Source organism: Neopusillimonas aromaticivorans, assembly GCF_030344915.1.
In the GTDB taxonomy this organism is placed as follows: Bacteria; Pseudomonadota; Gammaproteobacteria; order Burkholderiales; family Burkholderiaceae_B; genus Neopusillimonas; species Neopusillimonas aromaticivorans.
In genome coordinates, this window is record NZ_CP128233.1 from 1,001,480 (window position 1) to 1,020,302 (window position 18,823).

General features: G+C 59.1%; 17 protein-coding genes and 8 pseudogenes. 17 read left to right on the forward strand and 8 right to left on the reverse strand.

Annotated elements, in window-relative coordinates; genetic code table 11:
- Positions 1–41: 41 nt before the first annotated feature.
- From N7E01_RS05290 to N7E01_RS05305, 4 genes and pseudogenes are all read left to right on the forward strand, one after another.
- Positions 42–389, forward strand: coding sequence for a quaternary ammonium compound efflux SMR transporter QacE delta 1 (locus tag N7E01_RS05290; protein ID WP_000679427.1), 348 nt, complete (start codon positions 42–44; stop codon positions 387–389).
- Positions 383–1,312: a dihydropteroate synthase gene (gene folP, locus N7E01_RS05295; RefSeq protein WP_289174857.1), complete on the forward strand. Its 930-nt coding sequence runs from the start codon at positions 383–385 to the stop codon at positions 1,310–1,312. Before N7E01_RS05290 ends, folP begins: the two co-directional genes overlap by 7 nt.
- A gap of 182 nt (positions 1,313–1,494) precedes the next feature.
- Positions 1,495–2,708 (forward strand): annotated as a pseudogene (floR, locus tag N7E01_RS05300) (chloramphenicol/florfenicol efflux MFS transporter FloR).
- 93 nt (positions 2,709–2,801) lie between these two features.
- Positions 2,802–2,918 (forward strand): annotated as a pseudogene (locus N7E01_RS05305) (DUF3363 domain-containing protein); the annotation flags it as partial.
- Here the strand turns inward: N7E01_RS05305 and tetR(G) are convergent.
- Positions 2,915–3,541: a tetracycline resistance transcriptional repressor TetR(G) gene (tetR(G), locus tag N7E01_RS05310; RefSeq protein ID WP_000163574.1), complete on the reverse strand. Its 627-nt coding sequence runs from the start codon at positions 3,539–3,541 to the stop codon at positions 2,915–2,917. The pseudogene N7E01_RS05305 and the gene tetR(G) overlap by 4 nt on opposite strands.
- A gap of 103 nt (positions 3,542–3,644) precedes the next feature.
- Between tetR(G) and tet(G) the strand changes: the two are divergent.
- Positions 3,645–4,819 (forward strand): annotated as a pseudogene (gene tet(G) / locus N7E01_RS05315) (tetracycline efflux MFS transporter Tet(G)).
- A gap of 92 nt (positions 4,820–4,911) precedes the next feature.
- On the forward strand, positions 4,912–5,631 hold the full coding sequence (locus tag N7E01_RS05320) for a LysR family transcriptional regulator (RefSeq protein WP_023139374.1): 720 nt from the start codon (positions 4,912–4,914) through the stop codon (positions 5,629–5,631).
- Positions 5,632–5,722: 91 nt separating this feature from the next.
- Here the strand turns inward: N7E01_RS05320 and N7E01_RS05325 are convergent, their stop codons facing one another.
- The 3 genes and pseudogenes from N7E01_RS05325 to intI1 form a co-directional block, all read right to left on the reverse strand.
- Complete coding sequence (locus N7E01_RS05325; protein WP_001747814.1) at positions 5,723–7,255, reverse strand: IS91-like element ISCR3 family transposase; 1,533 nt, start codon at positions 7,253–7,255, stop codon at positions 5,723–5,725.
- 226 nt (positions 7,256–7,481) lie between these two features.
- Positions 7,482–7,835: pseudogene (locus N7E01_RS05330) on the reverse strand (TCP-1/cpn60 chaperonin family protein); the annotation flags it as partial.
- Positions 7,836–8,135: pseudogene (gene intI1, locus N7E01_RS05335) on the reverse strand (class 1 integron integrase IntI1); the annotation flags it as partial.
- A 159-nt stretch (positions 8,136–8,294) separates the two neighbouring features.
- Between intI1 and aac(6')-Ib the strand changes: the two are divergent.
- The 11 genes and pseudogenes from aac(6')-Ib to N7E01_RS05395 all read left to right on the forward strand — a co-directional run.
- On the forward strand, positions 8,295–8,849 hold the full coding sequence (gene aac(6')-Ib / locus N7E01_RS05340; RefSeq protein WP_012695458.1) for an AAC(6')-Ib family aminoglycoside 6'-N-acetyltransferase: 555 nt from the start codon (positions 8,295–8,297) through the stop codon (positions 8,847–8,849).
- A gap of 174 nt (positions 8,850–9,023) precedes the next feature.
- Positions 9,024–9,356 carry a quaternary ammonium compound efflux SMR transporter QacF gene (locus tag N7E01_RS05345; RefSeq protein WP_032492097.1) on the forward strand — a complete coding sequence of 111 codons (333 nt, stop codon included), beginning with the start codon at positions 9,024–9,026 and terminating at the stop codon, positions 9,354–9,356.
- Positions 9,357–9,428: 72 nt separating this feature from the next.
- A complete protein-coding gene (gene dfrA12 / locus N7E01_RS05350; protein WP_001083725.1) occupies positions 9,429–9,926 on the forward strand; it encodes a trimethoprim-resistant dihydrofolate reductase DfrA12 in 498 nt (165 codons plus the stop codon).
- Positions 9,927–10,037: 111 nt separating this feature from the next.
- Complete coding sequence (locus N7E01_RS05355) at positions 10,038–10,328, forward strand: DUF1010 domain-containing protein (protein ID WP_001336345.1); 291 nt, start codon at positions 10,038–10,040, stop codon at positions 10,326–10,328.
- Positions 10,329–10,333: 5 nt separating this feature from the next.
- Positions 10,334–11,125: an ANT(3'')-Ia family aminoglycoside nucleotidyltransferase AadA2 gene (locus N7E01_RS05360; RefSeq protein ID WP_001206356.1), complete on the forward strand. Its 792-nt coding sequence runs from the start codon at positions 10,334–10,336 to the stop codon at positions 11,123–11,125.
- A gap of 163 nt (positions 11,126–11,288) precedes the next feature.
- Positions 11,289–11,636 carry a quaternary ammonium compound efflux SMR transporter QacE delta 1 gene (locus N7E01_RS05365; protein ID WP_000679427.1) on the forward strand — a complete coding sequence of 116 codons (348 nt, stop codon included), beginning with the start codon at positions 11,289–11,291 and terminating at the stop codon, positions 11,634–11,636.
- Entirely contained in the window at positions 11,630–12,469 is an 840-nt protein-coding gene (gene sul1, locus N7E01_RS05370) for a sulfonamide-resistant dihydropteroate synthase Sul1 (RefSeq protein ID WP_000259031.1), read from the forward strand. The genes N7E01_RS05365 and sul1 overlap by 7 nt, the downstream gene beginning before the upstream one ends.
- A gap of 126 nt (positions 12,470–12,595) precedes the next feature.
- A complete protein-coding gene (locus tag N7E01_RS05375) occupies positions 12,596–13,096 on the forward strand; it encodes a GNAT family N-acetyltransferase (protein WP_434089559.1) in 501 nt (166 codons plus the stop codon).
- Positions 13,097–13,156: 60 nt separating this feature from the next.
- Positions 13,157–13,408, forward strand: a complete 252-nt coding sequence (locus tag N7E01_RS05380) for a hypothetical protein (protein ID WP_289174858.1) — start codon at positions 13,157–13,159, stop codon at positions 13,406–13,408.
- Between the two features lie 195 nt (positions 13,409–13,603).
- A complete protein-coding gene (locus N7E01_RS05390; protein WP_001389365.1) occupies positions 13,604–14,368 on the forward strand; it encodes an IS6-like element IS6100 family transposase in 765 nt (254 codons plus the stop codon).
- Positions 14,369–14,422: 54 nt separating this feature from the next.
- Positions 14,423–14,689: pseudogene (locus N7E01_RS05395) on the forward strand (DDE-type integrase/transposase/recombinase); the annotation flags it as partial.
- Between the two features lie 206 nt (positions 14,690–14,895).
- Here N7E01_RS05395 and N7E01_RS05405 read toward each other — a convergent pair.
- From N7E01_RS05405 to N7E01_RS05420, 4 genes and pseudogenes are all read right to left on the reverse strand, one after another.
- A pseudogene (locus tag N7E01_RS05405) lies at positions 14,896–15,129 on the reverse strand (Y-family DNA polymerase); the annotation flags it as partial.
- 37 nt (positions 15,130–15,166) lie between these two features.
- The gene (locus tag N7E01_RS05410; RefSeq protein ID WP_289174859.1) at positions 15,167–15,556 is read right to left on the reverse strand and encodes a LexA family protein; all 390 of its coding nucleotides are present in this window, start codon (positions 15,554–15,556) and stop codon (positions 15,167–15,169) included.
- Positions 15,557–15,690: 134 nt separating this feature from the next.
- Positions 15,691–16,185: an antirestriction protein gene (locus N7E01_RS05415; protein ID WP_289174860.1), complete on the reverse strand. Its 495-nt coding sequence runs from the start codon at positions 16,183–16,185 to the stop codon at positions 15,691–15,693.
- Positions 16,186–16,474: 289 nt separating this feature from the next.
- Positions 16,475–18,485, reverse strand: a pseudogene (locus N7E01_RS05420) (ParB N-terminal domain-containing protein).
- Positions 18,486–18,823 lie beyond the last annotated feature (338 nt).

The window sequence follows — 18,823 nt, forward strand, 5'->3', positions numbered from 1 at the left end:
ATGCGCCGCCTGTGCCTGCCCCTTAGCTCCAACGATATATCATGAAAGGCTGGCTTTTTCTTGTTATCGCAATAGTTGGCGAAGTAATCGCAACATCCGCATTAAAATCTAGCGAGGGCTTTACTAAGCTTGCCCCTTCCGCCGTTGTCATAATCGGTTATGGCATCGCATTTTATTTTCTTTCTCTGGTTCTGAAATCCATCCCTGTCGGTGTTGCTTATGCAGTCTGGTCGGGACTCGGCGTCGTCATAATTACAGCCATTGCCTGGTTGCTTCATGGGCAAAAGCTTGATGCGTGGGGCTTTGTAGGTATGGGGCTCATAATTGCTGCCTTTTTGCTCGCCCGATCCCCATCGTGGAAGTCGCTGCGGAGGCCGACGCCATGGTGACGGTGTTCGGCATTCTGAATCTCACCGAGGACTCCTTCTTCGATGAGAGCCGGCGGCTAGACCCCGCCGGCGCTGTCACCGCGGCGATCGAAATGCTGCGAGTCGGATCAGACGTCGTGGATGTCGGACCGGCCGCCAGCCATCCGGACGCGAGGCCTGTATCGCCGGCCGATGAGATCAGACGTATTGCGCCGCTCTTAGACGCCCTGTCCGATCAGATGCACCGTGTTTCAATCGACAGCTTCCAACCGGAAACCCAGCGCTATGCGCTCAAGCGCGGCGTGGGCTACCTGAACGATATCCAAGGATTTCCTGACCCTGCGCTCTATCCCGATATTGCTGAGGCGGACTGCAGGCTGGTGGTTATGCACTCAGCGCAGCGGGATGGCATCGCCACCCGCACCGGTCACCTTCGACCCGAAGACGCGCTCGACGAGATTGTGCGGTTCTTCGAGGCGCGGGTTTCCGCCTTGCGACGGAGCGGGGTCGCTGCCGACCGGCTCATCCTCGATCCGGGGATGGACCAGCGCCGCGAGCATCATATCGAACAGCGCGACGCCACGCGCAACAGGGACGGCCGAATCTTCTACCGGCGCAACCTTCTCGCCATCCTGCGGGAGCGCGAGGTAGCCGGCGTCGGATCGGATATGGCTTTGAGTAAGGGCCTGCCGTTCCGCGCCGCCACGGACGGCGAGAGCGTCAGCGGCAAGTTTACCGGAACCGTGCATCTATCGAGCGGCAAGTTCGCCGTGGTCGAGAAATCCCATGAGTTCACCCTTGTCCCGTGGCGGCCGATCATCGACCGCCAACTCGGCCGCGAGGTTATGGGCATCGTGCAGGGCGGGTCGGTGTCGTGGCAGTTAGGGCGGCAGAGGGGCTGGAACGCTGAGTGCGCCCATGCCGCATTGCGAAGCAAAAGATAATCGGATAAAATGTAGCAATTCATATTCGTAAGCGTGGAGTAATCAGATGGGAAATTCCAAGTCAGCAGACAAGTAAGCCGCAACAACCAGTATTGTTGTTGCGGCGCTCTGTAAGGCTAGTCTCATCTGATTGCTGACGAGCAGACGTCGCCCGGTATTCCTTAATCGAGGGTTGATTCGTCATGACCACCACACGCCCCGCGTGGGCCTATACGCTGCCGGCAGCACTGCTGCTGATGGCTCCTTTCGACATCCTCGCTTCACTGGCGATGGATATTTATCTCCCTGTCGTTCCAGCGATGCCCGGCATCCTGAACACGACGCCCGCTATGATCCAACTCACGTTGAGCCTCTATATGGTGATGCTCGGCGTGGGCCAGGTGATTTTTGGTCCGCTCTCAGACAGAATCGGGCGACGGCCAATTCTACTTGCGGGCGCAACGGCTTTCGTCATTGCGTCTCTGGGAGCAGCTTGGTCTTCAACTGCACCGGCCTTTGTCGCTTTCCGTCTACTTCAAGCAGTGGGCGCGTCGGCCATGCTGGTGGCGACGTTCGCGACGGTTCGCGACGTTTATGCCAACCGTCCTGAGGGTGTCGTCATCTACGGCCTTTTCAGTTCGATGCTGGCGTTCGTGCCTGCGCTCGGCCCTATCGCCGGAGTATTGATCGGCGAGTTCTTGGGATGGCAGGCGATATTCATTACTTTGGCTATACTGGCGATGCTCGCACTCCTAAATGCGGGTTTCAGGTGGCACGAAACCCGCCCTCTGGATCAAGTCAAGACGCGCCGATCTGTCTTGCCGATCTTCGCGAGTCCGGCTTTTGGGTTTACACTGTCGGCTTTAGCGCCGGTATGGGCACCTACTTCGTCTTCTTCTCGACGGCTCCCCGTGTGCTCATAGGCCAAGCGGAATATTCCGAGATCGGATTCAGCTTTGCCTTCGCCACTGTCGCGCTTGTAATGATCGTGACAACCCGTTTCGCGAAGTCCTTTGTCGCCAGATGGGGCATCGCAGGATGCGTGGCGCGTGGGATGGCGTTGCTTGTTTGCGGAGCGGTCCTGTTGGGGATCGGCGAACTTTACGGCTCGCCGTCATTCCTCACCTTCATCCTACCGATGTGGGTTGTCGCGGTCGGTATTGTCTTCACGGTGTCCGTTACCGCGAACGGCGCTTTGGCAGAGTTCGACGACATCGCGGGATCAGCGGTCGCGTTCTACTTCTGCGTTCAAAGCCTGATAGTCAGCATTGTCGGGACATTGGCGGTGGCACTTTTAAACGGTGACACAGCGTGGCCCGTGATCTGTTACGCCACGGCGATGGCGGTACTGGTTTCGTTGGGGCTGGTGCTCCTTCGGCTCCGTGGGGCTGCCACCGAGAAGTCGCCAGTCGTCTAACCGACGACTGGTAGCAGGCCCGCTCCGATGCGGCGCACTAACCATCGAAACCTCGTGAATGTCGGTATCCTGTCTGGCAGGATACCGCTCATTTCCCTTGTCCCGTGGCGGCCGGTCATCGACCGCCAGCTCGGCCGTGAGGTCATGGGCATCGTGCAAAGCGGATCGGTGTCGTGGCAGTTGGGGCGGCAAAGGGGCATAAGCCTCTAATCTGTTGTAGATGAACGCAGCCGCTCGAAACCAGCGATGAGGCTGTCGAGTCCGAAGTTGAACGCAGCATCCATGCCGTCTGTTTCCAACTCGTGAAACAGATCGTGCAGGAAGGACGACGGTGCTTGCTCGGACACATCTGGCCTGTCCGGAACTCTCTCATCGGCATCAGATGCCTGCTGCTCGAGAACGGAACCGACCACATAGTGACTGACCGCCCGGAGCGCCCAAACGGCGCGCTTCGGACAAAAGCCCTCCGCGCAGAGAAAGCGTATTTGCGTCTCGGCGGTGCCAAAATTCGGTTCTGTCGGTCGAGTGCCGGCATGGATACGCGCGCCGTCCCGATAAGAGAGCAACGCCGTTCTGAAGCTCAGGGCATTCTCTTTCAGGAACACCCGCCAGTCCTCATTCTCTTCGGGTAGCGAGCGGGTATGGCGTTCCGCCAGCATCGCCTCGGCGAGCGCATCAAGCAGCGCTCGCTTGTTCTGGAAATGCCAGTAAAGCGCAGGCTGCTGAACCTTGAGGCGTTCAGCGAGCTTCCGCGTCGTCAGGCTGTCCATGCCAACCTCGTTCAACAGCTCTAGCGCCGCCGCGATCACGGTGCCCTTGTCCAGTTTGGTCATTCACGTTCCTTCGCCAGTGCTTGACAATTTATCACCGATAAGTTATATTTCCATCTCCTTATCGTTGATAAAGTCGCTCCATTGAGCGGCGCTGGAGTTTCAGGTGCGCAGCTCTGCCATCATTGCCCTGCTGATCGTGGGTCTTGACGCCATGGGTCTCGGCCTCATCATGCCCGTCCTTCCGACGCTTCTGCGTGAGCTTGTGCCAGCAGAGCAGGTCGCTGGACACTATGGTGCCTTGCTGTCGCTCTATGCATTGATGCAGGTCGTCTTCGCGCCCATGCTTGGACAGCTTTCGGATTCTTACGGTCGGCGTCCGGTACTTCTGGCTTCTCTTGCAGGAGCCGCAGTCGATTACACGATTATGGCATCAGCGCCGGTCTTATGGGTGCTCTATATCGGCCGACTCGTGTCCGGCGTCACGGGCGCAACCGGAGCTGTAGCAGCCTCAACCATTGCCGATTCGACGGGGAAGGTTCTCGCGCACGCTGGTTCGGCTACATGGGGGCCTGTTATGGGGCGGGCATGATTGCCGGGCCAGCACTTGGTGGCATGCTCGGTGGTATCTCTGCTCATGCCCCGTTTATCGCCGCCGCCCTTCTCAACGGGTTCGCGTTCCTGCTTGCCTGCATTTTCCTCAAGGAGACTCATCACAGCCATGGCGGGACCGGAAAGCCGGTTCGCATCAAACCATTCGTTCTGTTACGGCTGGATGATGCATTGCGCGGGCTAGGTGCGCTTTTCGCAGTTTTCTTCATTATTCAACTGATCGGCCAAGTGCCTGCAGCCCTATGGGTCATATATGGCGAGGACCGTTTTCAGTGGAACACCGCGACCGTTGGTTTGTCGCTCGCGGCGTTTGGGGCAACACATGCGATCTTCCAAGCGTTTGTTACCGGCCCGCTTTCAAGCCGGCTTGGAGAGCGGCGCACGCTGCTGTTTGGCATGGCTGCGGATGCGACTGGCTTCGTTCTTCTGGCTTTTGCCACGCAGGGATGGATGGTGTTCCCGATTCTGTTGCTGCTTGCCGCCGGGGGTGTTGGCATGCCGGCCTTGCAGGCAATGCTCTCAAACAATGTCAGCAGTAACAAGCAAGGGGCTTTGCAAGGAACGCTAACGAGCCTCACCAATCTAAGCTCTATCGCAGGACCGCTTGGCTTCACAGCACTCTATTCTGCCACCGCCGGGGCATGGAACGGTTGGGTTTGGATTGTCGGCGCGATCCTCTATTTAATATGTCTGCCAATACTACGCAGACCATTCGCAACTTCATTGTGATTTAGTCATGGCGATTTGGCATGCGTAGACTTAGGAGAAATGACGGATTAAATCTGTTGAGCAATCATCTCCTTTCGGGGCGAGTGCCAATGATGACCTTAGTTCACACTCTCGCTGTCGCCGAATATCTCAACTTCCGTCACGCCGCCAACGCGCTCGGCGTTGCACAGTCCAGCGTCAGCGCCCGCGTGAAGGCACTGGAAGAAGACCTCGGCATCCTCTTGTTCGAGCGTCATGCGCGCGGCGTTCGGCTGACCGAGGCCGGACGCCATTTCGTCGAGCGGATAGCCGTAGGTATTGACCAACTCGACCATGCGGTGAAAACCGCCGGCATGGCGGCAGCCGGAGAAAGCGGCCGGCTTCGTATCGGTATCCATGCCCTGATTCCGCATAGCTTCCTCGCAAAGCTGATCGGCCAATACCGCAAGGATTACCCCGATGTTGAAGTCGAGATCGCCGAAGGCCCGGCCCGTGAAGCGGTGGTGCAGCTTCGCGCCGGCAGGTTGGACGTGGCGTTCGTCGCGGGCACGCCCCAACCACCCGACTGCCATTCCCGTCGCACATGGACCGAACCGCTCTTGGCGGTGCTACCGGAACGGCATCCGCTCGCCAAGCGGTCAGCCGTCACATGGCCCGATTTGGCAGGCGAGACGTTCCTTGCGTATAGGAAGTTCAAACGCCCTTTTCGGGCAGTCTGCTGGGTAGGCGGCGGTCGCGCAAGCCCCGTTTTGGGCACGGATCGGACGTCTGTGAGTGGGATTTCGGCATCGCGGGGCCACGCAGCGGCGTTGTCAGCAGCCATGCTTCGCTGATTCCCGACAGCGGGCCGAGCGCCGCCCTGCGGATCGTGGCCGCATCGGCTCGGATTCCGGTTTCGCCGTCGGCTGTGCAGCCGGCAGATCGTCACGCGGCTTGCACTGGCGGCGCGCGCGCTGCGGGCCTGTAGTGCGCTTCTTCCCGCGCGCCGTGCTTCTCGAAGTGGGCGAGGATGGCGCGGATGGCGGTGGGTTCCTCGATGCTGGCGACGATCCGCACGGTGCCACCGCAGTGGACGCAGGCGGTGACGTCGATGGAAAAGACCCGCTTGAGCCGTTGCGCCCAGCTCATCGCACGGCGCTTCTCCTCGGGGCTGCGCGGCGCGTCGTGGGCGCTGACGTCCACTGGCGCCGCATCGCCCGCAGGCCGCTTGCCGCGCCCCGAGGGCGTCAGCTGCGCACGCAGGTTTGCATTCGGGGCGAATACGCCGTGGAAGCGGGTGAGATGCGCGCGAGGTGGCGGGACCAGCGCCGCCAGCTTGGCGATGAAATCCACCGGATCCCATTCCACATGCGTGGTGCCATTGCGCCACGGGGTCTTGAGCTGGTAACGCACCCTGCCCTGGAGCGCTATCGACAGCCGCTTCTCGCTGATCGCCGGGCGCGTGATGTAGCGGCACAGCTTTTCCAGCTTGTGGCTTTCGTGTGCTTCGGCCGCCACGCCGGCATGCAGTGAGAAGCCGCCGACCTTGCCGGCTTCGCCCTCCAGCGAACCGGCGTCACCGGGCAGCGTTTGCAGCGTGACGACCTTGCAGCCAGCGTCGCGGCCGGTGGCGATGCGGTAGGTGATCGAACTCATCCGCAGCCCATCCATGCTGTCGTCGCCTGCAGCGCTGTCTGCCAGGAAGGCCGATTCGCCCTCCCCTTCGAGCCAGCCTTTGCGCGTCAGGTGCCGACACACCCGGTGCGCGATGGTAGCTGCCAGCTGGGTCAACTGCGCGGTGGTGGGCGCACGGGCGCGGTGCAGGCGCAGTTCGCGCCGCGGCAGCTCGGTGGCTTCCACGTACACGCCGTCGAGCCACAGCATGTGGAAGTGGATGTTCAGGTTCAGCGCGCTGCCGAAACGCTGGATCAGCGTCACCGCGCCGCACTGGGCGCTGGCGCGGTCGATGCCGGCTTGATCGGCCAACCAGCCGGCGATCACGCGCTGCACGATGCCCAGCACCGGGCCAATGGCTTCTGGCTTGCTGGCGAACAGGAAACGCAAGGGGTACGGAAAGCTCAGCACCCATTGCCGCACAGGCCGCGGGCCGAACACCTCCTCGACCAGGTGCCGCGCACTCTCGGCCATGCGTCGCGCGCCGCAACTCGGGCAGAACCCGCGCTTCTTGCAGGAGAAGGCCACCAGCCTCTCTGCACGGCAGTGCTCGCACACCACCCGCAGGAAGCCGTGCTCGAGTACGCCGCAACGCAGGTAGGCATCGAACGCCTCGCGGACATACCCGGGCAGCGAGCGGCCCTCCGCTTCGATCCGTGCAATGAAGTCCGGGTAGTGCGCCTCTACCAACGCGTACAGCAGCGTGCGCTCGGGCGCGTGGCGCGCGTACCGCGAACCGGTGTGGGCGGACGGCAGTGGCGCGCATCCCGCGGCTTGCCGCCGGGATGTGGCGAGGCGCGGCACGCAGCGCTCCGGTGCGGGGACGGCTGCTCAGTGTTGCGCCTGTGTTCGCACGTTCGTATCGGTGCGTTCTGATCTTCGCGTCAGACATTGCCGCGGCGCGGGCACAACAAAAAGCCCGGCATCGCTGCCGGGCTCCGGCCCCGTCCTTGGGGCCTTGATGTCGGGTCGTTGCCGGGATCGGACCGCGCTGGCGCGGTCCGGTTCCCTGACGACCGGGCCAACCGGATCAGAAATCCATGCCGCCCATGCCGCCCATACCGCCAGCACCCGGCATGGCCGGCTCTTCCTTCTTCGGCACTTCGGCCACGACCACTTCGGTCGTGATCGCAAGGCCGGCGACGGAAGCGGCGTGCTGCAGGGCCGAGCGGGTCACCTTGGTCGGGTCCAGGATGCCCATGGCGATCATGTCGCCGAACTCGCCGGTGGCGGCGTTGTAGCCGTAGCTGCCTTCGCCGGCCTTGACGTTGGCCACGATCACGCTCGGTTCTTCACCGGCGTTGGCCACGATGGCGCGCAGCGGGGCTTCCAGCGCACGGCGGGTGATGGCGATGCCCAGGTTCTGGTCTTCGTTGATGCCCTGCCAGGGCAGATCCGTGCACAGCACCTTGCCGTAGAAGAACAGCAAGGCCGCCAATGCCTGACGATGCGTGGAGACCGAAACCTTGCGCTCGTTCGCCAGCCAGGACAGAAATGCCTCGACTTCGCTGCTGCCCAAGGTTGCCGGGTGACGCACACCGTGGAAACGGATGAAGGCACGAACCCAGTTGACATAAGCCTGTTCGGTTCGTAAACTGTAATGCAAGTAGCGTATGCGCTCACGCAACTGGTCCAGAACCTTGACCGAACGCAGCGGTGGTAACGGCGCAGTGGCGGTTTTCATGGCTTGTTATGACTGTTTTTTGTACAGTCTATGCCTCGGGCATCCAAGCAGCAAGCGCGTTACGCCGTGGGTCGATGTTTGATGTTATGGAGCAGCAACGATGTTACGCAGCAGGGCAGTCGCCCTAAAACAAAGTTAGGCATCACAAAGTACAGCATCGTGACCAACAGCACCGATTCCGTCACACTGCGCCTCATGACTGAGCATGACCTTGCGATGCTCTATGAGTGGCTAAATCGATCTCATATCGTCGAGTGGTGGGGCGGAGAAGAAGCACGCCCGACACTTGCTGACGTACAGGAACAGTACTTGCCAAGCGTTTTAGCGCAAGAGTCCGTCACTCCATACATTGCAATGCTGAATGGAGAGCCGATTGGGTATGCCCAGTCGTACGTTGCTCTTGGAAGCGGGGACGGATGGTGGGAAGAAGAAACCGATCCAGGAGTACGCGGAATAGACCAGTCACTGGCGAATGCATCACAACTGGGCAAAGGCTTGGGAACCAAGCTGGTTCGAGCTCTGGTTGAGTTGCTGTTCAATGATCCCGAGGTCACCAAGATCCAAACGGACCCGTCGCCGAGCAACTTGCGAGCGATCCGATGCTACGAGAAAGCGGGGTTTGAGAGGCAAGGTACCGTAACCACCCCAGATGGTCCAGCCGTGTACATGGTTCAAACACGCCAGGCATTCGAGCGAACACGCAGTGATGCCTAACCCTTCCATCGAGGGGGACGTCCAAGGGCTGGCGCCCTTGGCCGCCCCTCATGTCAAACGTTAGATGCCAGATTTGGCGTTGCGTATGCTCACAGAAAATCGATAGCCGCAAGACTGTTTTTGGCAACTCATAGCCACTACAATTTCTCCTTCATACCGTAGAGGAGATTGCGCGTGAAGAACTGGATATTTCTGGCTGTTGCAATCTTTGGCGAGGTCATCGCAACTTCCGCACTGAAGTCTAGCCATGGATTCACTAGGTTAGTTCCTTCCGTTGTAGTTGTGGCTGGCTACGGGCTTGCGTTCTATTTCTTGTCTCTCGCGCTCAAGTCCATTCCGGTCGGTATTGCTTACGCTGTATGGGCTGGGCTTGGCATCGTGCTTGTGGCAGCTATTGCTTGGATTTTCCATGGCCAAAAACTAGACTTCTGGGCGTTCATTGGCATAGGACTTATCGTCAGTGGCGTCGCCGTTCTAAACCTGCTATCCAAGGTCAGCGCACATTGACCGGGTTGGCATCTAACAATTCATTCAAGCCGACGCCGCTTCGCGGCGCGGCTTAATTCAGGCGTTAGCCATATGAACTCGGAATCAGTACGCATTTATCTCGTTGCTGCGATGGGAGCCAATCGGGTTATTGGCAATGGTCCTAATATCCCCTGGAAAATTCCGGGTGAGCAGAAGATTTTTCGCAGACTCACTGAGGGAAAAGTCGTTGTCATGGGGCGAAAGACCTTTGAGTCTATCGGCAAGCCTCTACCGAACCGTCACACATTGGTAATCTCACGCCAAGCTAACTACCGCGCCACTGGCTGCGTAGTTGTTTCAACGCTGTCGCACGCTATCGCTTTGGCATCCGAACTCGGCAATGAACTCTACGTCGCGGGCGGAGCTGAGATATACACTCTGGCACTACCTCACGCCCACGGCGTGTTTCTATCTGAGGTACATCAAACCTTCGAGGGTGACGCCTTCTTCCCAATGCTCAACGAAACAGAATTCGAGCTTGTCTCAACCGAAACCATTCAAGCTGTAATTCCGTACACCCACTCCGTTTATGCGCGTCGAAACGGCTAACCATTCCGTCAACGGGACGCCAAAATGCTGCGCATTTTGGTTCCCTCCGCTGCGCTCCGGCTCTCGTTACGTCCAACGTTAGCACCACTGAAACCCAGCTTTATTTAGCTCATGTTTATTCAAACGGCATTTAGCTTTTCAGGCGTTATTCAGTGCCTGTTTTGCCTTTTTTCCGGGCTTCGCCTGCATGGGCTGCGCAGGTTTTCAGTCTTTTTGGCCTCTAGCCCTTGCGTAGCAAGCGCAAGCAGCTATCGTTTTTGCAGTGCTGTGCCGCCTCGGTGGCGCAGCGTTTTTTCACGGTTAGCGCCCGTCGCCAAATTCAAGTTATCCGTTTTGGCTTCTGGTTCTAACATTTCGGTCAAGCCGACCCGCATTCTGCGGTCGGCTTACCTCGCCCGTTAGACATCATGAGGGAAGCGGTGACCATCGAAATTTCGAACCAACTATCAGAGGTGCTAAGCGTCATTGAGCGCCATCTGGAATCAACGTTGCTGGCCGTGCATTTGTACGGCTCCGCAGTGGATGGCGGCCTGAAGCCATACAGCGATATTGATTTGTTGGTTACTGTGGCCGTAAAGCTTGATGAAACGACGCGGCGAGCATTGCTCAATGATCTTATGGAGGCTTCGGCTTTCCCTGGCGAGAGCGAGACGCTCCGCGCTATAGAAGTCACCCTTGTCGTGCATGACGACATCATCCCGTGGCGTTATCCGGCTAAGCGCGAGCTGCAATTTGGAGAATGGCAGCGCAATGACATTCTTGCGGGTATCTTCGAGCCAGCCATGATCGACATTGATCTAGCTATCCTGCTTACAAAAGCAAGAGAACATAGCGTTGCCTTGGTAGGTCCGGCAGCGGAGGAATTCTTTGACCCGGTTCCTGAACAGGATCTATTCGAGGCGCTGAGGGAAACCTTGAAGCTATGGAACTCGCAGCCCGACTGGGCCGGCGATGAGCGAAATGTAGTGCTTACGTTGTCCCGCATTTGGTACAGCGCAATAACCGGCAAAATCGCGCCGAAGGATGTCGCTGCCGACTGGGCAATAAAACGCCTACCTGCCCAGTATCAGCCCGTCTTACTTGAAGCTAAGCAAGCTTATCTGGGACAAAAAGAAGATCACTTGGCCTCACGCGCAGATCACTTGGAAGAATTTATTCGCTTTGTGAAAGGCGAGATCATCAAGTCAGTTGGTAAATGATGTCTAACAATTCGTTCAAGCCGACCGCGCTACGCGCGGCGGCTTAACTCCGGCGTTAGATGCACTAAGCACATAATTGCTCACAGCCAAACTATCAGGTCAAGTCTGCTTTTATTATTTTTAAGCGTGCATAATAAGCCCTACACAAATTGGGAGATATATCATGAAAGGCTGGCTTTTTCTTGTTATCGCAATAGTTGGCGAAGTAATCGCAACATCCGCATTAAAATCTAGCGAGGGCTTTACTAAGCTTGCCCCTTCCGCCGTTGTCATAATCGGTTATGGCATCGCATTTTATTTTCTTTCTCTGGTTCTGAAATCCATCCCTGTCGGTGTTGCTTATGCAGTCTGGTCGGGACTCGGCGTCGTCATAATTACAGCCATTGCCTGGTTGCTTCATGGGCAAAAGCTTGATGCGTGGGGCTTTGTAGGTATGGGGCTCATAATTGCTGCCTTTTTGCTCGCCCGATCCCCATCGTGGAAGTCGCTGCGGAGGCCGACGCCATGGTGACGGTGTTCGGCATTCTGAATCTCACCGAGGACTCCTTCTTCGATGAGAGCCGGCGGCTAGACCCCGCCGGCGCTGTCACCGCGGCGATCGAAATGCTGCGAGTCGGATCAGACGTCGTGGATGTCGGACCGGCCGCCAGCCATCCGGACGCGAGGCCTGTATCGCCGGCCGATGAGATCAGACGTATTGCGCCGCTCTTAGACGCCCTGTCCGATCAGATGCACCGTGTTTCAATCGACAGCTTCCAACCGGAAACCCAGCGCTATGCGCTCAAGCGCGGCGTGGGCTACCTGAACGATATCCAAGGATTTCCTGACCCTGCGCTCTATCCCGATATTGCTGAGGCGGACTGCAGGCTGGTGGTTATGCACTCAGCGCAGCGGGATGGCATCGCCACCCGCACCGGTCACCTTCGACCCGAAGACGCGCTCGACGAGATTGTGCGGTTCTTCGAGGCGCGGGTTTCCGCCTTGCGACGGAGCGGGGTCGCTGCCGACCGGCTCATCCTCGATCCGGGGATGGGATTTTTCTTGAGCCCCGCACCGGAAACATCGCTGCACGTGCTGTCGAACCTTCAAAAGCTGAAGTCGGCGTTGGGGCTTCCGCTATTGGTCTCGGTGTCGCGGAAATCCTTCTTGGGCGCCACCGTTGGCCTTCCTGTAAAGGATCTGGGTCCAGCGAGCCTTGCGGCGGAACTTCACGCGATCGGCAATGGCGCTGACTACGTCCGCACCCACGCGCCTGGAGATCTGCGAAGCGCAATCACCTTCTCGGAAACCCTCGCGAAATTTCGCAGTCGCGACGCCAGAGACCGAGGGTTAGATCATGCCTAGCATTCACCTTCCGGCCGCCCGCTAGCGGACCCTGGTCAGGTTCCGCGAAGGTGGGCGCAGACATGCTGGGCTCGTCAGGATCAAACTGCACTATGAGGCGGCGGTTCATACCGCGCCGGGGAGCGAATGGACAGCGAGGAGCCTCCGAACGTTCGGGTCGCCTGCTCGGGTGATATCGACGAGGTTGTGCGGCTGATGCACGACGCTGCGGCGTGGATGTCCGCCAAGGGAACGCCCGCACTGGGACGTCGCGCGGATCGACCGGACATTCGCGGAGACCTTCGTCCTGAGATCCGAGCTCCTAGTCGCGAGTTGCAGCGACGGCATCGTCGGCTGTTGCACCTTGTCGGCCGAGGATCCCGAGTTCTGGCCCGACGCCCTCAAGGGGAGGCCGCATATCTGCACAAGCTCGCGGTGCGACGGACACATGCGGGCCGGGGTGTCAGCTCCGCGCTGATCGAGGCTTGCCGCCATGCCGCGCGAACGCAGGGGTGCGCCAAGCTGCGGCTCGACTGCCACCCGAACCTGCGTGGCCTATACGAGCGGCTCGGATTCACCCACGTCGACACTTTCAATCCCGGCTGGGATCCAACCTTCATCGCAGAACGCCTAGAACTCGAAATCTAACGTCCGTTCGGGCATCGAGGTCCATGTCGGGGTGGGACGGGCCCGTGGCTTCAAGATCACTTGCAGTCCGACCGCGATGTCTTGGTTGCGCGAGAGGTTGTCGATATCCTCCACTTCCATCATCAACCCTGGATAATGCCGCCGCCGTCATCGCCGCCGACGCCCGTGCCGGGCTTTTCGGGCCTGTCAGGCTTGCTCGGCCTTCAGCCTGCACTGGGCGAGATCTCCGGCGGACGGATTAACGGCGGAGCTTCGCCGCCTTTCGTGCGTGTGAAGGCCGAAGATAGTTCTCTCAAAAACATCCGTTTATGAGAGATACCAAATGTCATTTTCAGAAGACGACTGCACCAGTTGATTGGGCGTAATGGCTGTTGTGCAGCCAGCTCCTGACAGTTCAATATCAGAAGTGATCTGCACCAATCTCGACTATGCTCAATACTCGTGTGGGCTCTGTTGCAAAAATCGTGAAGCTTGAGCATGCTTGGCGGAGATTGGACGGACGGAACGATGACGGATTTCAAGTGGCGCCATTTCCAGGGTGATGTGATCCTGTGGGCGGTGCGCTGGTATTGTCGCTATCCGATCAGCTATCGCGACCTTGAGGAAATGCTGGCGGAACGCGGCATTTCGGTCGACCATACGACGATCTATCGCTGGGTCCAGTGCTACGCCCCGGAGATGGAGAAGCGGCTGCGCTGGTTCTGGCGGCGTGGCTTTGATCCGAGCTGGCGCCTGGATGAAACCTACGTCAAGGTGCGGGGCAAGTGGACCTACCTGTACCGGGCAGTCGACAAGCGGGGCGACACGATCGATTTCTACCTGTCGCCGACCCGCAGCGCCAAGGCAGCGAAGCGGTTCCTGGGCAAGGCCCTGCGAGGCCTGAAGCACTGGGAAAAGCCTGCCACGCTCAATACCGACAAAGCGCCGAGCTATGGTGCAGCGATCACCGAATTGAAGCGCGAAGGAAAGCTGGACCGGGAGACGGCCCACCGGCAGGTGAAGTATCTCAATAACGTGATCGAGGCCGATCACGGAAAGCTCAAGATACTGATCAAGCCGGTGCGCGGTTTCAAATCGATCCCCACGGCCTATGCCACGATCAAGGGATTCGAAGTCATGCGAGCCCTGCGCAAAGGACAGGCTCGCCCCTGGTGCCTGCAGCCCGGCATCAGGGGCGAGGTGCGCCTTGTGGAGAGAGCTTTTGGCATTGGGCCCTCGGCGCTGACGGAGGCCATGGGCATGCTCAACCACCATTTCGCAGCAGCCGCCTGATCGGCGCAGAGCGACAGCCTACCTCTGACTGCCGCCAATCTTTGCAACAGAGCCCTCAATAACGTGATCGAGGCCGATCACGGAAAGCTCAAGATACTGATCAAGCCGGTGCGCGGTTTCAAATCGATCCCCACGGCCTATGCCACGATCAAGGGATTCGAAGTCATGCGAGCCCTGCGCAAAGGACAGGCTCGCCCCTGGTGCCTGCAGCCCGGCATCAGGGGCGAGGTGCGCCTTGTGGAGAGAGCTTTTGGCATTGGGCCCTCGGCGCTGACGGAGGCCATGGGCATGCTCAACCACCATTTCGCAGCAGCCGCCTGATCGGCGCAGAGCGACAGCCTACCTCTGACTGCCGCCAATCTTTGCAACAGAGCCTCCGTCGCCATGCTCACCTCGCTTTGGTGCACACGAGTATTGAGCATAGTCGAGATTGGTGCAGATCACTTCTGATATTGAACTGTCAGGAGCTGGCTGCACAACAGCCATTACGCCCAATCAACTGGTGCAGTCGTCTTCTGAAAATGACAGAGGTCGCCATAAAGAGCAAAGTTCGCAGACAGGGCCACCAAGCCCTCAGATTCAAGGTGTCTGATCTTGAACCAGGGGTCGCCCATGCGGATTCCCAGGGCCTTGGCCTCCGCTGTCCGCGCAATGGCGCATCCGTCATTGTTGGAGAGCACGATGACAGGCTTACCATTCAGCGCAGGCCGCAAGGCGCGCTCACACGATGCATAGAAGCTGTTTCCGTCTATCAGCGCAATCCGCCGCGACGACTGGCCTGCTTGATGACCCACGTCACTACCCCCAGACGCTGAGTTCCTGGCCTTCTCGTATGCTGATCTCGGGAAACAGTGGATTGGCCGCTTTGAGCGAGACCTTACCGTTACGCTTGAACAGCGTTTTGACGGTGAACTCACCGTCTATGACGGCCAATATGACATCGCCATGGCGGGCTTCCAGTGACCGGTCGATGATGATGCAGTCGCCATCCTCAATGCCGGCATCACGCATGCTCGTTCCCCGCACCCGCATGTAATACGTCGCCGCAGGCTGGTGTAGGAGAATTTCGTTCAGGTCGATACGGCGCTGAGTATGGTCATCCGCTGGACTGGGGAAGCCGCATTGCGCTGCCGCTTCCACATGCCAGCATTCGACAGGCATCTGCGCGATAGGTTGAGGTTTAGACATAGAACTATACTGTATAAAAACACAGTTTATTCTATAAGATTGGATTGCGGGAGTGCCACTGCGTCAGACGCCACCCGAAACACTTCAGTCAGGCAGCCCGTTCCCGCGCTTTCGCGCGGGTAGATTGCTGTCCTTCAGTCAATGGCACGCCAGATCAGACTCGACTCAGGGTGGTGGCCCACATGCTGGCACAGCCCGTGATAGCGCTCAATCAACATATCGCTATGCGTGATGGAACTCAGGTGATTCAACCCATAGAGGGTGGCAACGATGCCAGCCGCATCAGCCGACATTTCTCCGTCGAAGAAATTGTTTGCCCATACCAGGCGTAATTTTGATGAGATGTCCGGTGCCATGTAGAAAGCCCCGTTCGACAACCAGTAGTAATGCCAGTAGCCGCCCTGGTAGTCGTTACTGAGTTCTCGTAACCAGCTAAAAATCAGTCGTTCCCCGTACAGATAGTCTGCTCCAAGGGCGCTCGGCAGAAAGTCCATGCGCTTGTCATCCTCCACGCGCTGCACGGTGATGATGGGGTACTCGGTTTCAACATTGATGTTGGACATGATGATCTCCGTATTCAGGGCGGGATTGCCCGGAACCCCATAGGCATGGCGCAGCGCAGGTTTCAAGGGTCGAAGACGGCCAGCGGCCGCAAGCGGCGCCCACGGCGACGCGCCGCCCTTGAAACCGAGAACGGCATGACACAATGACCGGAAGCAAGACAGCCATACAGTGTCACTTGGTCTTGTGTTGGGAAACTCCGCGTGAAGCGCGGCCATATCCGGCAGGAAAACCGGGAGCGGCGATGCTGCGCCCGGACTTTGACCATCTGCCCCAAAACGCCAAAGCTTTGGGGATGATGCTGGCTGAACAGCGAAGCGCCCCGGCCGGAACCGGGGCGCGGGCCTATCGTCAGGATTACGCAGCGAGGGAATTAGCGGTTTCGTCAGTGTCTGAATCGCAGTCAGATTCCTGCGACGCATCCACCCGGAAGATTGCAGGCATCCACCCCGTACCTGCCACCAGGCGCTCTGCTTCGCTAACCAGCTGACCCTTCTTCAGTTTTTCCAGCCTTGCCGCCTGCTCAGGCGCGAACTCACCCACGGCATCCAGAATCATGGCCTTGGAAATATGCTGAAAATAGCCTTCGGCGGTCGGTTGCCACCATGCCGCCATGTGCAGGCCCACCGCCTGCGCCAGTTCTGCCCCTGGCTGGTGCTCGCTGGCGCGGTGAATCACCGCATCTACTGCAGCTGCGGCGCACACAGCTAACAACCGTAGCAGTTCATCCTGCGGCTTTGCCAGCAACACGGCAAACAGATCGGCGCTATCCTGCGGCAAGTCTGCACCTGCTGCCTGTTGCAACTCACGCAAGGCCACCGCAGCGGGTGATTCCGGCCAATCCGGGGCTATGCTGTCTAGCCGGTTTTGTACGTTCAGACGCATGTCCAACGGTAAGCTGTAATGGGGATAGCGGCCCACAGGCAGCACCGTCTGCACCATGCCATGCACCACGGCAGCCAGGGCTGCCTGTGGGTTCCGTGCCAGTTCGATCTGTAGCGCCGCTGTACGGTGCGCGCTCAGGCGCTGGGCCAGCTTGTCGGAAATAGAAGCAGCCTTGGATTGGTCATTGTTCCCATTGTCGCCGCCATTGCTTTCTTCTTCGGCCAGCCCTTGCTGCAGCCGCTCCAAAGTCCGCAACGCCTTGGCTTCGGCTTCCCGCAGTAGACCGCGATGAATCACCACCTGCCCCTGCCAGTCGATGGTCACAACGGCACCCGCCGCTGCCTTGATGGTGGGGTTGTAGTCCAGTAATCGCTCTCCCAACTCTTGCAACTGCGCAGCCAGACTGTCACCCTCTTCCTGCAGCGCATCTGCGGTTTCTTCGTCGTCCGTTTCCAGGGCCGCATCCAGTTCCTCGCCTACGGCCTGCATCCTGGCTTCCAGCTTTTCTATCCGTGCGCTTTCCCGTTTGGTCGGGCTGCGACGCTCACGCGGCGCTCGTTGAAAAGCGTGAAGATCGGCATGGGTCATGGACGGCGTAGCATCCACCCATGCCCACCCCTCAGATTTGACCTGGGCGGCGTGACTGTCCAGCTTTTCCTTCACCAGCCTGTCCAATAGCGCTGTATCGGTGATATAAGTGCCGTTGTCATCCTGTGCGAACAGATCACGGCGAACACCGCCACCGGCAGCTTCATAAGCATCCAGCCCCACAAAGCGCACCAGGGAATGGCCCGCGTCGATATCCTGCTCAGTCAGTCTGGCCCGCAAAGAATGGGGCTGCCGCTGCCATTCGGGCGCTTCATAAAAGGCCGCTTCCTGTGCCGCATGGTCATCTGTGATGGCAAGCGCCATCAATTGCTCAAGGTTCACCGCGTCGGCCCGGTAGTCGGCCAGCAGACGCCGCGACACATTCGCCAGCTTCAGGCGCCGCTGCACCACCAGGGGCGTGACACCAAAGTCTGCTGCAATATCTTCGATGGGCTGGCCTTCTGCCACCAGCGCAGCAAAGGCTTCAAACTGATCTGCCGGGTGCATGGCTTCACGCTGCACGTTTTCCGTCAGGCTAACGGTTCGGGCATCGGCACTGGCGACCAGCATGCACGGCACCGCCCATTCCTTGGGAATGCGCACTGGCCTTGGCTAACTGCTTCAAAGCTGCAAGGCGCCGGCCCCCGGCCACTACGTCGTAATACTTGCCGCCGCGGGCCTGCACCACGGTCAGGTTCTGCAACAGCCCGACCCTGGCAATGCTTGCCGCCAGGGCTTCAATGGATGGGCCGCTGCTGCGAATCTTACGCACATTGCGCTTGGATACGCGCAACTGTGACAACGGCACCACGATGTTGCTCTGCTCGGGAATGACCACATCCCCGGTCGTCGCTGTTTCAATGGCCTGGACTTCGCTGTGATTGATCGCGTTCATGGTAAATACTCCTGACGTTGAAGGGTTAGCTGTTCACCGCATACCGGATTCCAAGATTCGGAGCCCGCTTTTGCTGTTGATATGCGGTCGGCACGAAGAACCCGGTTGGCCTCGTTGCCACCGTCTTTCCTGAGTTCATCGCCCGCGACGGCCAGTAGCCCACGAACGTGGGCCGTCAAGGAGAAAAGCGTCAGGTGGGTGCGGCCCGCAGGCGCAGCCGAGGACACGGCCTGGCGCGCCTTGACGGCACGCGGCCACGGGCCACAGTCGCGGACAAGGTGATGAAGTCAGGAAAGATGGATGCGCCGGCAACTGCCAGGTGCTTGGTGTCGCCCGCA